Annotated in this window: 13 protein-coding genes; 6 read left to right on the top strand and 7 right to left on the bottom strand. The window is 61.6% G+C overall.

Translation table 11 applies throughout. The features are described 5' to 3' along the window. The first annotated feature begins 51 nt into the window (after positions 1 to 51). Positions 52 to 972 carry a DMT family transporter gene (locus tag BUA94_RS02790; RefSeq protein WP_073008511.1) on the top strand — a complete coding sequence of 307 codons (921 nt, stop codon included), beginning with the start codon at positions 52 to 54 and terminating at the stop codon, positions 970 to 972. A gap of 24 nt (positions 973 to 996) precedes the next feature. Next, positions 997 to 1,674 carry a glutathione S-transferase family protein gene (locus BUA94_RS02785; protein WP_073008508.1) on the top strand — a complete coding sequence of 226 codons (678 nt, stop codon included), beginning with the start codon at positions 997 to 999 and terminating at the stop codon, positions 1,672 to 1,674. A 22-nt stretch (positions 1,675 to 1,696) separates the two neighbouring features. Here BUA94_RS02785 and BUA94_RS02780 read toward each other — a convergent pair whose 3' ends face one another. Continuing rightward, a complete protein-coding gene (locus tag BUA94_RS02780) occupies positions 1,697 to 2,572 on the bottom strand; it encodes a LysR substrate-binding domain-containing protein (protein ID WP_073008505.1) in 876 nt (291 codons plus the stop codon). Positions 2,573 to 2,725: 153 nt separating this feature from the next. Between BUA94_RS02780 and BUA94_RS02775 the strand changes: the two genes are divergently transcribed. Both BUA94_RS02775 and BUA94_RS02770 read left to right on the top strand, forming a co-directional pair. After that, complete coding sequence (locus tag BUA94_RS02775; RefSeq protein ID WP_073008502.1) at positions 2,726 to 2,998, top strand: DUF1127 domain-containing protein; 273 nt, start codon at positions 2,726 to 2,728, stop codon at positions 2,996 to 2,998. 256 nt (positions 2,999 to 3,254) lie between these two features. Then, a complete protein-coding gene (locus BUA94_RS02770; protein ID WP_073008499.1) occupies positions 3,255 to 3,587 on the top strand; it encodes a DUF1127 domain-containing protein in 333 nt (110 codons plus the stop codon). Positions 3,588 to 3,703: 116 nt separating this feature from the next. On the opposite strand, the gene BUA94_RS02765 is transcribed toward BUA94_RS02770, so the two are convergent. From BUA94_RS02765 to BUA94_RS02755, 3 genes are all read right to left on the bottom strand, one after another. Next, the gene (locus tag BUA94_RS02765; protein ID WP_073008496.1) at positions 3,704 to 4,495 is read right to left on the bottom strand and encodes a DUF937 domain-containing protein; all 792 of its coding nucleotides are present in this window, start codon (positions 4,493 to 4,495) and stop codon (positions 3,704 to 3,706) included. Positions 4,496 to 4,625: 130 nt separating this feature from the next. Further along, complete coding sequence (locus BUA94_RS02760; RefSeq protein WP_073008493.1) at positions 4,626 to 5,999, bottom strand: glutamate--cysteine ligase; 1,374 nt, start codon at positions 5,997 to 5,999, stop codon at positions 4,626 to 4,628. Positions 6,000 to 6,209: 210 nt separating this feature from the next. Beyond that, on the bottom strand, positions 6,210 to 6,947 hold the full coding sequence (locus BUA94_RS02755) for a 16S rRNA (uracil(1498)-N(3))-methyltransferase (protein ID WP_408011906.1): 738 nt from the start codon (positions 6,945 to 6,947) through the stop codon (positions 6,210 to 6,212). A gap of 164 nt (positions 6,948 to 7,111) precedes the next feature. Here BUA94_RS02755 and xseA point away from each other — a divergent pair, with 164 nt between their 5' ends. Continuing rightward, on the top strand, positions 7,112 to 8,704 hold the full coding sequence (gene xseA, locus BUA94_RS02750) for an exodeoxyribonuclease VII large subunit (protein WP_073010741.1): 1,593 nt from the start codon (positions 7,112 to 7,114) through the stop codon (positions 8,702 to 8,704). A 162-nt stretch (positions 8,705 to 8,866) separates the two neighbouring features. On the opposite strand, the gene BUA94_RS02745 is transcribed toward xseA, so the two are convergent. The 3 genes from BUA94_RS02745 to BUA94_RS02735 form a co-directional block, all read right to left on the bottom strand. Further along, on the bottom strand, positions 8,867 to 10,234 hold the full coding sequence (locus BUA94_RS02745; protein ID WP_073008486.1) for a TRAP transporter large permease: 1,368 nt from the start codon (positions 10,232 to 10,234) through the stop codon (positions 8,867 to 8,869). Beyond that, positions 10,231 to 10,869 carry a TRAP transporter small permease subunit gene (locus BUA94_RS02740; protein ID WP_073008484.1) on the bottom strand — a complete coding sequence of 213 codons (639 nt, stop codon included), beginning with the start codon at positions 10,867 to 10,869 and terminating at the stop codon, positions 10,231 to 10,233. Before BUA94_RS02740 ends, BUA94_RS02745 begins: the two co-directional genes overlap by 4 nt. Positions 10,870 to 10,960: 91 nt before the next feature. After that, positions 10,961 to 11,977: a C4-dicarboxylate TRAP transporter substrate-binding protein gene (locus BUA94_RS02735; RefSeq protein ID WP_073008482.1), complete on the bottom strand. Its 1,017-nt coding sequence runs from the start codon at positions 11,975 to 11,977 to the stop codon at positions 10,961 to 10,963. 355 nt (positions 11,978 to 12,332) lie between these two features. Here BUA94_RS02735 and BUA94_RS02730 point away from each other — a divergent pair, with 355 nt between their 5' ends. Next, positions 12,333 to 13,487 carry an acyl-CoA dehydrogenase family protein gene (locus tag BUA94_RS02730; RefSeq protein ID WP_073008479.1) on the top strand — a complete coding sequence of 385 codons (1,155 nt, stop codon included), beginning with the start codon at positions 12,333 to 12,335 and terminating at the stop codon, positions 13,485 to 13,487. Positions 13,488 to 13,593 lie beyond the last annotated feature (106 nt).

The following is a 13,593-nucleotide window of genomic DNA, read 5'->3' as shown; positions in this document are numbered from 1 at the left end:
AACAATAACCGGGCGCAGGATCCGCTTCGATCTTCTGCAACGGATGCCCTGATGAGCCTTGCCCTTTCTGCCGGACGCGCGCCCAGCGACGGCCTTACTGCCCGCGATTACAGTCTCTATGGCATGACGGTCTTTGCCTGGGGCTTCAGCTGGATCGCGATCCGCGGACAGGTGGGAACCGTCGCTCCGGAAGTCTCGGTGTTCTGGCGCTTCGTGCTGGCGGCCCTGGTGATGGTTGGCTGGAGCCTTATCCGCCGGGAAAAGCTCGCCTATCCCTTGCGCACCCACATCCGCTTTGCGGCCCTGGGTGCCCTGCTCTTCTCGACCAACTTCACCCTGTTCTATTTCGGCGCGAGCCTGCTGCCGTCAGGCCTTCTGGCCGTGGTGTTCTCGCTGGCGTCTGTGCTGAACCTCTTTCTCGGGTTCCTGATCTTCGGCCAGCGCCCCGGAACCCGCAGCCTGATTGCAGGTCTGATCGGCTTCAGCGGCATCGCCTTGATGTTCGAGCCACAGATTGCCAAGACCGATGTGGGCGGCGATGCGCTGCTCGGGCTGCTGTTCTGTTCCCTCGGTACGCTCTCCTTCTGCCTGGGCAACATGGTCTCCGCCTCGACCCAGCGCATCGGCATTTCGGTCACCGCTGCGACCACCTGGGGTATGCTCTATGGCGCCTTGTTCCTGGGATGCTTTGCCGCCCTGCGCGGCAGCAGCTTCTCGGTCGAGATGACCCCCGCCTATCTCGGCAGCCTGGTCTATCTGGCCATCGTCGCCTCGGTCATCGCCTTCGGCTCATATCTGACCCTTCTCGGCCGCATCGGATCCGCCCGTGCAGGCTATGCAACCGTCATCTTCCCGGTGATTGCTCTCTCAGTCTCGACCGTCTTTGAAGACTATCACTGGAACGCTGCAGCTCTTGCGGGCCTTGTCTGCGTCATTGCAGGCAATATCCTGATGCTTCGCAGCAAGTCCTGACCTCAGTCCAATTCCTGGAACAAAATCATGCGCCTTCACATCGCCAACAAGAACTATTCCTCCTGGTCCTTGCGGCCCTGGGTTCTCATGCAGCATCTCGGCATTGCCTTCGAGGAAAAGCTCTATTCCTTCTATGGCGACACCTGGGATGAGCTGAAGGCTCTCTCTCCGAACAACAGGGTGCCCATGCTTGAGGACGATGGCCTCAAGGTCTGGGACTCGCTCGCCATCGTCGAATATATCGCCGACCGCTTCCCCGGTGTCTGGCCAGAAGACCGCACGGCACGGGCTTTTGCCCGCTGCGCGGCTGCGGAGATGCACTCCGGCTTCTCCGATCTTCGCAATCTCTGCCCGATGAACTGCGCCTTGCGCATCGAAGTGCAAAACTGGACACCTGCGCTGCTGAAGGACTGGGCGCGCATCGACCAATTGTGGAGTGAAGGCCTGTCGCGGTTCGGCGGTCCTTTCCTGGCCGGAGACCGTTTCACGGCCGTGGACGCCTTCTTCGCGCCGGTTGTCTTCCGGGCCCAGACCTACAGCCCGGCCCTCTCTGCTGAAGCATCCGCCTATGTGGACCGCATTCTCGCACTGCCAGTCATGCAGGACTGGTATCAGGCCGCACTGAAAGAGCCCTGGAAGGAAGCCTCCCACGAGCAGGAAGCAGCGGAAGCCGGAACAATCCTGCAAGACCTTCGCGGCTGAGACTTCCGCTAGAGACTTTCTCTCACTCGGCAGCCTGCGGAACCGACAAGTTGTCGAGTGAGGAGATAATGTGTTCCACCAGCGCTTCAATCACCCGGGTGTTCTGACGCCAGGACCGCAGCACCCCGATTTCGCAATCGGGCAGCTTCGGGAAGCCATCGGCCTCGCACAGGACCCTCATGCCTGACCGCAGGGCTGACTCTGGCAGAACCGACACCGCAAGGCCTGCCAGAACGGCCGCGCCGACGGCCGTGGAATTCCAGCTCGAATAAAGCAGCCGGTTCTCCCGGTTGGCGGCAGCAAGTGCAGCCTGTGCAGCCCGGCGCCAGTCGCAATCGGCACGTCCAAGCGCAAGCGGCAGCGGGTTCTCGTTTTCCACCGCATGACGGGCAGAGGCGACCCAGAGCAAGGGTTCCCGCCGGATCACATCCGCTCCCTTGCGGCCCTTCTTCTGAACATGGGTGACGATCGCCACATCCAGTTCGCCCTCGGCCACCTGCTCGAACAGGTTGGGCGTGGGTGCACAGACCACACTGACTTCGGCTTTCGGATTGGAGCGGGAAAACCGGGCCAGGATCTCCGGCAGGAACCGGTCGGCATAATCATCCGGCGTTCCCAGACGCACGAAACCGGAGACTTCGCTTTCATCGAAAGCCGCCAGCGTCTCGTCATTCAATTGCACCAGCCGGCGGGCGTAATGAAGCAGGCGTTCGCCGTTTTCCGTCAGACGTGACATGCGCCCATCACGAACGAAGATCGGACGTCCGATCCGCTCTTCCAGTCGGCGCATCTGCATGGACACCGCAGACTGTGTCTTGTGCACGGTTTCGGCGGCGCGTGTGAAACTGCCACATTCGGCAATCGCCACGAATGTACGAAGCTGGTCGAGATCAAGCATGGCGGAAGCCTCTCATCAATTTTTCATATGAATATCATTAAAAACATTCGTTTGTGAAATCATTCTTTGCATGTGCATAGTCACCTCGTTCCCAACCCTCCAAACCGAACCGGCACCGTTCCCTCCAAAAGGACCGTGCCTGGAGCACCAGCGATGACCAGACAGTCAAACTGGCTGCTGCGCATGACTGCGCAGGTCAGCCGCCTTATCGAAGTCCAGCGCAACCGGCGGGCCGTCCGCCAGCTTGCCCACTGGAGCGACCATGAACTCAGCGACATCGGCCTGTGCCGGACCGATATCGTTTCCGCCCTTTCTCAGCCGCTGCTGCTCGATTCGAGTCACAGTCTGAAAGAGGCCAGAAGCGAACGCCGAGGCAACAGCAAACGCCCATCCGCACCCGCCGCCCTTGCCCGGTCTGGCGCGTAACCAACGGCGGACAGCAGGAACGGCGCGAAGACCGGCGCAAGGCATGAGACCTGCCAAGCCCCGCATTTCCGCCAGTTCCTGCCCCGCATCCCACAGTAGCCGCAAAGGCATAACTAAAACCGATTGGTCATATAAAAAACATTCGTTGGATTAATGCAGAGTGATCAGACATGGTCCGCGCGTTCCCGGCGAGTGCTGCCCCAAAAGACCGCCAGGAACCCGACGGCACTTGCCGCCGTCCTTCAGGAGTAGAACCATGACATCGACCACGACCAACAGCCAGACCGCCACGTTTTGGGCCAAGGTTGCCCGTGTGTGGACCGTCCTGAAGAACCGCCGTCAGGTAAACCGTCTGTCTCATCTGACCGACGAGCAGCTGCTGGACATCGGCCTGACACGGAGCGATGTTCGATGTGCCTTGCGCGCGCCCCTATCGTCCGATCCAGCCGTGGTTTTGACCAAGGCAGCTGAAAGCGCCCGGCAAATGCCCCTGGTTGCCCGTCCGCAATCCGCTGTCCTTCTGGCCTATGAAGCGCCGCGTTCCGTTCCTGGAGCGCGCCCGGCCACCGAAGATCATCTGGCAGCCTGAAGCGCTGCCGGTCTGCTGCCGGTCCCTATTTGCCGCATGGCACACCTAACCCTGTCGGCGAGACCCCGCTGACCACCTTGGCCCGCTGCCCCCGGCGGGCCATTTTTATTTGTCCCTCAAGAGCGTCCGGCAGTCATGTCCTTGATGGCTTTTTCAAAAAAGCTGTCAAATGCCTTGAACTGGCTGGACTGGAAGTCCCGTCCGGCGGTCATCCAGTCGGACACCATGGCGCCGAACTCCGTTGACTGCTCGGGATCTTCCGCGCCAGCCTCCGCTTCGTCCGGTGCATCGGAACCGGGCAGGACAATTTCCTCATCCTCAAGCTCTTCGGGCTCCGGCTCTTCAACAGCCGCCTCCTGGCGCTCGAACGGCTTCAGGAACCCGGCCCAGAAGCTCTGCATGGCCTGGGTATAGCCCTGAAGATAATCGGCGGGGCCAGGAACCGGCTTGGGCCTGCCACGGGCGTAGCCACGCAAAAACGCATCCAGCAGCTCCCGCGCCTCCCCTTGCAGATAGGGCCTTGCGACCTGGCCCATCGCCAGCGTCGCGGCAACAGGCATCATCTCGGCGATGGCTTCACGCTGCAGGCCGGTGACCTGGGCGATCTGATCGGACACCGCATCCCGCACGAACTTCGGACCGAAGAAGGGCAGAAGGTGATCTGAACTGTCGGAAGAGACCAGAGGCAGGGAAAAGGGATTGGCCGATCCTTGGGAAGGCCAGCTGCCCAGGAAGGGCTGCAGAGACGGAACGAAGGGGCCGAAATTCTTCAGGCCGCTCATGGCTGCCGGCATCAGCTGCCGCATGGCCTCACCCAGATCTCCCTCGCTCCACCCGAACCGCTGCTGCATGTCTCGCGCAATGGCGGCCAGATCGAGCGGAAATGCGGATCCGGGATTTTCTGTCATGACTGCAGCCTCTTAACGCATGGTCTCGCAAGCATGATCCGCTTTACGAGGCATCTCGTCAAATGGAGGATGCAACTTGCCCGGAAAAGACACCGGGCAAGTCTGATTTGGCCGAGTTAAGTGCCGAAGCCTAGTAGGCGTAGTCCTTGTAGATCTGGCTCAGATCACCGCCCCAGCTGCCATTGTAGCGGTTGAGCAGCACGTCAGCCGGGCACATGCCCGCCGCCAGGCCTTCCTCGATGGGGGCCAGATGCACGGTCTCGTCGAGGCCGCCATCGCTGAGATGGCCGCGCCGCTGAAGACCCTTGCGGGACAGCGCCGTTGCCTCACGTGCAATGTCCAGAACCGTGCCGGAGCGGAACGGCGTCTGCAGGGCATCCTTGGGAACGCCGGCGCGCAGGGCAGCCCGCTCTTCCTGGGTCCAGTCACGCACCAGCTGCCAGGCTTCGTCCAGCACGCCCTCATCATAGAGTAGACCGACCCAGAAAGCCGGCAGCGCGCAGATGCGGCGCCACGGGCCACCGTCAGCACCGCGCATCTCGATGTATTTCTTCAGGCGCACATCCGGGAACAGAGTGCCAAGATGGTTGTTCCAGTCACCGAGGGTCGGACGGGCATCCGGCACCCGGCCTTCCAGCGCACCATTCATGAACTGGCGGAACGTGGTGTCAGTGACGTCGAAATAGGTATCGCCGCGCTTGACGAAATACATCGGCACGTCGAGCGCCCACTCCACATAGGCCTCGAAGCCGAAACCATCCTCAAAGGCAAAGGGAAGGTCGCCGGTGCGGTTCCGGTCCGTGTCGGTCCAGATATGGGCCCGGTAGGACTTCAGGCCATTGACCTGACCATCGGTGAAGGGCGAGTTCGCGAAGATGGCCGTTGCGATGGGCTGCAAGGCCAGGCCGACGCGCATCTTCTTGACCATGTCGGCCTCGGACGAAAAGTCCAGATTCACCTGAATGGTGGAGGTCCGGTACATCATGTCCAGACCCATCGTGCCGACCTTCGGCATGTAACGGGTCATGATCTCGTAGCGCGACTTCGGCATGACCGGCATGTCTTCGCGGCGCCAGGTCGGCGTCATGCCGACACCGAGGAAGCCGATGCCCAGCGGATCGGCGATCTCACGCACTTGCGCCAAATGCGCATTGGTCTCGCGGCAAGTCTGGTGCAGGGTTTCCAGAGGGGCACCGGACAGCTCGAACTGTCCGCCCGGCTCGATGGAAATCGCACCGCCGCCAATCGTGTCGGCAAGGCCGATGATCTTGCCGTTGTCCTCGATCGGCTCCCAGCCGAGCAAGCCTTCCATGCCCTTCAGAACAGCTTCGATGCCGTTGGGGCCATCATAGGCAACGGGGGAATGATCGGCGAGGTGGAAGCCGAACTTCTCGTGCTCGGTGCCGATGCGATAGGACTCCTTCGGCTTGCATCCCTCTTCGAGGACTGCCGCCAGGCCAGCAACGGTTTCAATCGGAGTCGTGTCCACGGTATCGCGGGCCATATGGAATTCCCATCTTTCAGCAGAGACTCACACCCGGCCGGAGGCGGCAAGGCGGTCACATCAGGATTTGGTGTCAGGCACCGCCCCCCAAAGGCGGATCCGTGAACGGCTTACGGCATTTATTCATGCGAAGAGGTGAAAGCAAGACACCGTTAAGGCGTAATTTGCGCTTCACGGATTGCTGATGGGATAGAAGCTGGAAGAATTCACCTAGCGCCAGTCGCCCAGGGTTGCCTGAATAACTGCAAAGGCCGCGACGGCTGCCGTGTCCGCCCTGAGAATGCGCGGCCCAAGGGGAATGGGCTGGACGAAGGGCAGAGAACGCAAAAGGGCGCGCTCTTCTGCCGAAAAGCCTCCCTCCGGCCCGATCAGGACCGCGAGCTGCTTGCAGCCCCGCTCGGCGAGTGCGGCAAGCACCGCCAGCGGGTTCTGGCTTTCCTCGCCCTCGTCGCAAAAAAGCAGTTGGCGCCCCGGCTCGGCAGTCGCCCACTGGGCCAGAAGATCCTTCAGAGACAAGGGCTCCAGAACAGGTGGCACGGCAATGACGCCGCACTGCTCGGCGGCCTCGATGACGTTGGCCTCCATGCGCTCCAGATTGACCTTGGAGGTCTGGGTATGCTGGGTAAAAACGGGACGGATCGCCCCCGCGCCCATTTCCACGGCCTTCTGCACCACATAGTCCAGCCGCGCATGCTTGAGCGGCGCGAAGAGATACTGAATATCGGTCAGGGCGACCTGCGGCCGGACCTGCTTCTTCAGTTCCAGATGACACGCCTTGCGGCCCGTGGCGCGGATGCTGGCCACCCACTCGCCGTCGCTGCCGTTGAAGACCAGGATTTCATCACCATCCGACAAGCGCAAAACATTGAGGAGGTAATTTGCCTGACCGCGGTCCGCTTCGACGGAAGCACCATCGGCCAGGATGTGACGGAGAAAAAGACGCTGCATTCGGTAATCATATCGGGTCATGTGACCATAATTAGGACGGTACGCCCCGAAATTTCAATGCCCATGGAGGACGCGGGCCTGTCCAAGGCTTTTCCTGACATGCCACCCGCTTGACCCTCCATCCGGCAGGCGCCACCTTGGGCCGTGAACAGGGAATCACTCATTTGACCGACAGCGCGACCAGCAACCAGACCAATGCTCCGGAGTTTTCCGTCTCCGAGATCTCGTTTTCCATCAAGAAGACGATGGAAGACACGTTTGGCTATGTGCGGGTGCGCGGTGAACTGGGCCGGATCTCCCGTCCGGGCTCCGGCCATATCTATCTGGATCTCAAGGACGACCGCTCGGTGCTGAGCGGGGTCATCTGGAAGGGCAATGTCAGCCGGCTGAAGATCCAGCCGGAACAGGGCCTGGAAGTGATTGCCACGGGCAAGATCACCACCTTCCCCGGCCAGTCCAAGTATCAGATGGTCATCGATTCCATCGAGCCTGCGGGCGCGGGCGCCCTGATGGCGCTTCTGGAAGAGCGCAAGCGCAAGCTGGGCGCAGAAGGCCTGTTCGCACCTGAGCGCAAACAGCTTCTGCCCGGCATGCCGCGGGTGATCGGCGTGATCACCTCGCCGACCGGCGCAGTCATACGGGACATCCTGCACCGGATCTCCGACCGGTTTCAGCTCCATGTTCTCGTCTGGCCTGTCCGGGTTCAGGGCGAGACCTGTGCGGCGGAAGTCGCCAATGGCATTCGCGGTTTCAATGCCCTGCCCGCGGGTGGGGCCATTCCGCGCCCGGATCTCCTGATTGTCGCCCGCGGCGGCGGCAGCATCGAGGACCTTTGGGGTTTCAACGAGGAAGTGGTAGTCCGGGCCGCGGCAGACAGCCAGATCCCGCTGATTTCCGCAGTTGGCCACGAAACCGACTGGACCCTGATCGACCTTGCCGCCGATGTGCGCGCACCGACGCCGACGGGCGCGGCTGAAATCGCCGTGCCGGTCAAAGCTGAACTCATGTCGACCGTAGACGACCTGTCGCGGCGTCTTGCCTCCGGTCTTGTCAGACTTATCTCGACCCGGCGCACGGAACTGCGCGCCGCAGGTGCCGCCCTTCCTAGCCCGCAGGAATTGCTCGCCCTGCCGCGCCAGCGGTTCGATCATGCAGCAACGCGGCTGGAACATGCGCTGACGGTGAACACCCGCAGTCATCGCGGCAACTACCAGAATGCCAGCGCGCGCCTGTCGCCGCTGCTGCTGACCCGGGGCCTCACCAGCGCGGGCGACAAGCTGACAGGCCTTGGCGAGCGGCAGCAACGGGCGCTCGGCGTTGCCATCAACCAGAAACGGCAGGCGCATGCAGCGGTCACTTCGCGCCTGTCCCCTGCCCGCCTGACCCAGCAGATCCATCTGGGCACGGAACGCCTGACCGCCTTCACCGAACGCCTGGACCGGGCCTATGCGGCCCGTCTCTCCAAACAGCGCGACCGGCTGGACGGACTGGAAAAGCTGCTGAAGTCGCTCTCTTACAAAGACGTGCTGGCCCGTGGCTATGCGCTGGTGCGCGATGAAACCGGCCAGCCCATCCGCTCCGCCGCAAGCGTCGCTCCCGGCGCGGCTCTATCCATCGAGCTGGCGGATGGCGTGGTGGATGCGGTGGCAAGTGGCGAAGGCAGCCAGCCCCCGAAGACCCCGCCCAAGGCCACCCCGGCAAAGCCCAAAAAGGCAGCAGCCAAGACCGAGCCAAGCAGTCAGGCGAGCCTGTTTTAAAAGGGCTGCGGCTCCACCAAGTCAAAGCAAACTTTGAAAATTGTCATCCCGGTTTGGTGCGCCAGCACCAAGACCGGGATCACGAGGAAATGCGCCAAGGCTTGGAAAGACGCTATCCAAACCCCGGTCCGCGCAGGTGCCTGCGCGGACCGGGGTTTGGCGTTACATCAGTGACGGCAGCCAGGTGATGATCGAGGGGAAGGCAAGCAGCCCCGCGATGGTGATCACATCCGCCACGAAGAACGGCACGCAACCCCGGAACACTTCCTGCACCGGAATGTCCGGACGCACGCCCGAGACCACGAAGCAGTTGAGGCCGATGGGCGGCGTGATCAGGCAGAGCTCTGCCATCTTCACCACCAGAATGCCGAACCAGATGGAGCAGGCCTCCCCTGACATGCCAAAGGCGCTGTCCGCCGCCGAGACGGCTTCGCCGCCATTCAGGGCCATCACCGCCGGATAGACCACTGGCAGGGTCAGAACCAGCATGCCGATGGCGTCGATAAACATGCCCAGCACCGCATAGGCGCAGAGGATCAGGACCATCGTCAGCATCGGATCATGCGGCAGGGCGACGATGAAATCGCGGAACGCATCCGGCAGGCCGGCAAAGCCGAGGAAGCGGACATAGACCAGAACACCCCAGATCAGGGTGAAGATCATGACCGCGAGCTTGGCCGTCTCATGCAGGGCCTGTCCCAGCTGCTTGAGCCGCATGCCCTTGACGATCGCAGTCAGCAGCACGACGAAAGCGCCCAGCGCCCCGGCCTCGGTTGGCGTAGCAACGCCGAAGTAAAGCGAGCCGAAGATGATGGCCACCACCGCCAGGATCGGCAGGGTTCCAGGAATGGATGCAAAGCGCTCACCCCAGGTGAAGCCCTTGATCGCAGGCGCATCGCCCTTCCAGGCCGCCATGCCGACGATGATCAGGATGTAGATCACCGCCGAATAGATCCCCGGCACGAAACCGGCGATCAGCAGTTTGCCCACCGATTGCTCGACCAGAATCGCGTAGATCACCAGGATCGCGCTTGGCGGAATGAGCGAGGCCAATGTACCACCAGCGGCAACGACCGCGGCAGCGAGCCGCTTGGAGTAGCCGACCGCGAGCATTTCCGGAATGGCGACGCGGGCAAAGACCGCAGCCGTTGCCACCGATGCGCCAGAGACCGCCGCAAACCCCGCCGTCGCAAACACCGTTCCGACAGCCATGCCCCCCGGCAGCCAGCCGAGCCACCGCTTCGACGCCTCGAAAAGCTGCTTGGTCAGACCTGCGTAGAAAGCAAGGAACCCGATCAGGATGAAGGTCGGCAGCACCGACAGGGAATAGGTCACGGACTTGGAATGCGGGATGGTTCCCGCCATCTGCAACGCCGTCCAGAAACCGCGCTCGAAGCCCTGTTTCATCGTGAAGATGATGATCAGGCCGACGACACCGACAAAGGCGGCCGCAAAGGCCACACGCACGCCGATGACAACCAGAACCAGCAGGACGCCGGTCATCAGAAGTCCGACTTCAAACGGGGTCATCGCCGCGCCTCCTCATCCGTGCCATCACCAAGGGCTTCATCGATCTCGCGGCGGGCTTCTTCTTCAACATTCAGGACGACCGGCACGGCGACCGGAACACGGGATGGATCTGCGATCAGGCGCCCATAGCCATATAGCTGCATCAGGAGGCGCAGGCACAACAGGGTCATAGCAACCGGCACCAACAGCTTGGACGGCCAGGTGGCGAGACCAATGTCGATCGTGGAATCCCCCAGTTGCCAGGCGCGCAGGAAATGGAACCAGGACCCGGTCACCAGTGTCACGACCACGATCAGAATGACCAGGACACCCAGGAATTCGGCAATCCAGAGCGTTCGGCCCCGCAGGGAGCCAAGGACGATTTCCATGCGGATATGACCGCCAACCCGCTGGCAGTAGGCAATGCCCATGAAGGTGAACACCGCCATCGCCTGTTCGGTGATGTCGATGAAACCCGGAATGGGGGCGTTGAACAGGGTGCGCAGGAAGATCTGCGCGACTGCCATCAGCATCAGGATAAGGATGCTGGAAGCGGCAATCAGATTGAACACGTCCTCGACCGTTGCAAGGACGCCGTCGAACATCCGGTAGCGCGGGGCTTCGGAAGTCACGACCGGGCGGTCATCAACTCTCATGGATCGGTCTCACAAAAGGATGGCCCCCGGCGCGGTCTGCGCCGGGGGATGGCAGAAAATGAAGGACAAGCAGGGCCTTTCGGCCAAGCCCTCAGTTGCCAACAGTGCTGGTGACCAGGTCGAGAAGTTCCTGACCGGGGATGCCCTTGGCATCCATCTCATCAACCCACTTCTTCCAGACGGGAGCCGCCTTGGAGCGCAGATCCGCCAGATCTTCCTCGGTGAATTCGATCTGCTGGATCTTGCGGGCCTCAAGTTCCGGCCACCACTTTTCATAGACCTTGTCGTAGGTGGCGATGTAGTGCTCCATCGCCGGGGCAATGGCCTCATTCAACGCGGTCTTGAACTCGTCCGGCAGGGCATTGTAGGCGGTGATGCTGACCACGACCGGACACTGCACGGTGCCCGGGTTCATGTTCTTGGTCCACCAGGTGCCCACTTCAACCGTCTTGAACGACAGATGCGCGTGAGGCGCGAAGGACGCAGCGCGAACCGTGCCCGATTCCATCGCTTGATAGGTTTCAGACGCCGTCACGGTGGTCGGCACGGCGCCAACTGCAGACATTAGCTCGCCGATGCCGCCAAGCGCACGCACGCGCATGCCCTCGAAATCCTTGGTGGTCTTCGGCACATCGCCGTTGCCGACGAAGTTATACTGCGGCATCGGCGTTGCCATCAAAGCCATAGCATCCCAGCGGGCCAGGTCCTTCTTCACCGCCGGATGCTCATAGAGCGCCATGCTGACCTTGTTTTCCATATCCAGGTCCTTCACGCCCAGGAACGGCAGCTCCAGAACGGTCAGGGTCGGGTTCTTGTCGGCATGATAGGAGGCGCAGATCTGCGCCATTTCGAAAGCACCGAATGAAATGCCGTCCAGGTTCTCTTTCGACTTGGACAGGGATTCGCCATAGGCCATCTTGATCTCGAACCGGCCGTTGGTCTTTGCGGCCACTTCCTCAGCCAGCTTCTCGACATTCTCGGTGAAGGCGCGGCGTTTGCCCCAGAGCGAAACGTTCCAGGTTACGTCCGCTGCAAAGGCTTCGGACACGAACAGCGCACCAAGTGCGGTGGCGGTCAGAGCAGTCGTAAATTTCGTGGCTTTGAGCATGCATATCCTCCCAGATACCTCGGCTCGCAAAGACTGGCAGCCGGCTGGCAGCGCAATGCGCAAGCCGATTGGCCACCGGTGTGTTCCAGCTCGTCGCTCCCTTTCGAAGAGCTGGTGAAAGACCGGACGTAGAGTTGCCCGCAGGACACCTTAGCCCGCAAGATCCAGAACCGCAAAACATTGTGGCCATTGTTCTTATTCGACCTTCGTGCAGTATACTCCAGGACCTTCCGCTGCGGCGGACAGACATTTCCCTGATGCAGGTCCGGTGATCCGTTTCAGCCGAGAAAATGGACATGGACAAAGTCCTGAGGCCGCCACTACGCTACCGCAAAATTTCTAGGGAGCGAGACAGATGGACTTCAACCTCACGGACGAGCAGCAGATGATTGCCGACACCGCCAGCCGCTTTGGTGCCGAAAGGCTGGCGCCGGTAGCCGAAGCGCTTGACCGGGGAGAGGGCCGGGCCGAGCTTCTGGCCAACCTGAAGCAGCTGGCCGACAACGGTTTCATGGGCCTCAACGTCTCGGCCGACTATGGCGGGACGGAAGCCGGTGCCGTCAGCTTTGCCCTTGCAGTGGAAGCGCTCGCCGGACACTGCGCGTCGACGGCTGTCACGGTGTCCGTCACCAATATGGTCGGCGAAGTCATTCAGGCGGTTGGCACGGAAGATCAGAAGGCAGCCTATCTGCCGAAACTGACCGACGGCACCTATCCGGCGGGTGGATTTTGCCTGACGGAATCCTCCGCGGGCTCAGACCCCTCTTCCATGAAGACCCGCGCCGTCAAAGACGGTGACGACTATGTTCTGAACGGGTCCAAGCTCTACATCACCTCCGGTGAATATGCGGGCGTGTTCGTCGTCTGGGCGGTCACCGATCCTTCCGCGCCGAAGGGCAAGGGCATTTCCTGTTTCCTGATCGAAGCGGGCACGCCGGGACTTGTCATCGGCAAGGCGGAAAAAAAGATGGGACAGACCGGATCCGCCACCAACGAAGTGCTGTTCCAGGATTGCCGGGTGCCGGCATCCGCTCTCCTCGGCAAGGAGAATGACGGCTTCCGGATTGCGGTCGGCGAACTTGCCGGCGGCCGGATCGGCGTTGCGTCCCTTGCTCTGGGCATTGCCCGCGCCGCCATGACCGCAGGCAAGGCCTATATCAAGGAACGGCAACAGTTTGGCCAACCGCTTTCCACCATGCAGGGCCTGCAATGGATGATCGCCGACCGGGAAACCGAACTGGAGGCGGCGCGGCTTCTGATCCTCCAGGCCGCCTGCCTGAAGGATGCAGGCAAGCCCTTCGCACGGGAAGCTTCGATGGCGAAGCTCTTTGCCTCGGAGGCCGCGCAAAAGGCGACCTACACGGCCCTGCAACTTCATGGCGGCGCAGGCTATATCAAGGACTTCCCGCTGGAGCGCTATGCCCGGGACGCCCGCATAACCACCATCTATGAAGGCACCTCCGAAATTCAGAGGCTGATCATCGCCCGTGAAGCGTTGAAGGCAATGTGACGCAGGCCACGTCAGCGTCACATGGCGTGTATAGCTTGACGAGCACACGCTTCAGGGCGTTTGATTCCTGTCAAAGCTGACAAGCGAACCCGCGCATAGAATTCAT

The organism is Roseibium suaedae, assembly GCF_900142725.1.
In the GTDB taxonomy this organism is placed as follows: Bacteria; Pseudomonadota; Alphaproteobacteria; order Rhizobiales; family Stappiaceae; genus Roseibium; species Roseibium suaedae.
Note: the sequence above shows the minus strand (reverse complement) of the source record. Positions and strands in the feature narration are given on the sequence as shown.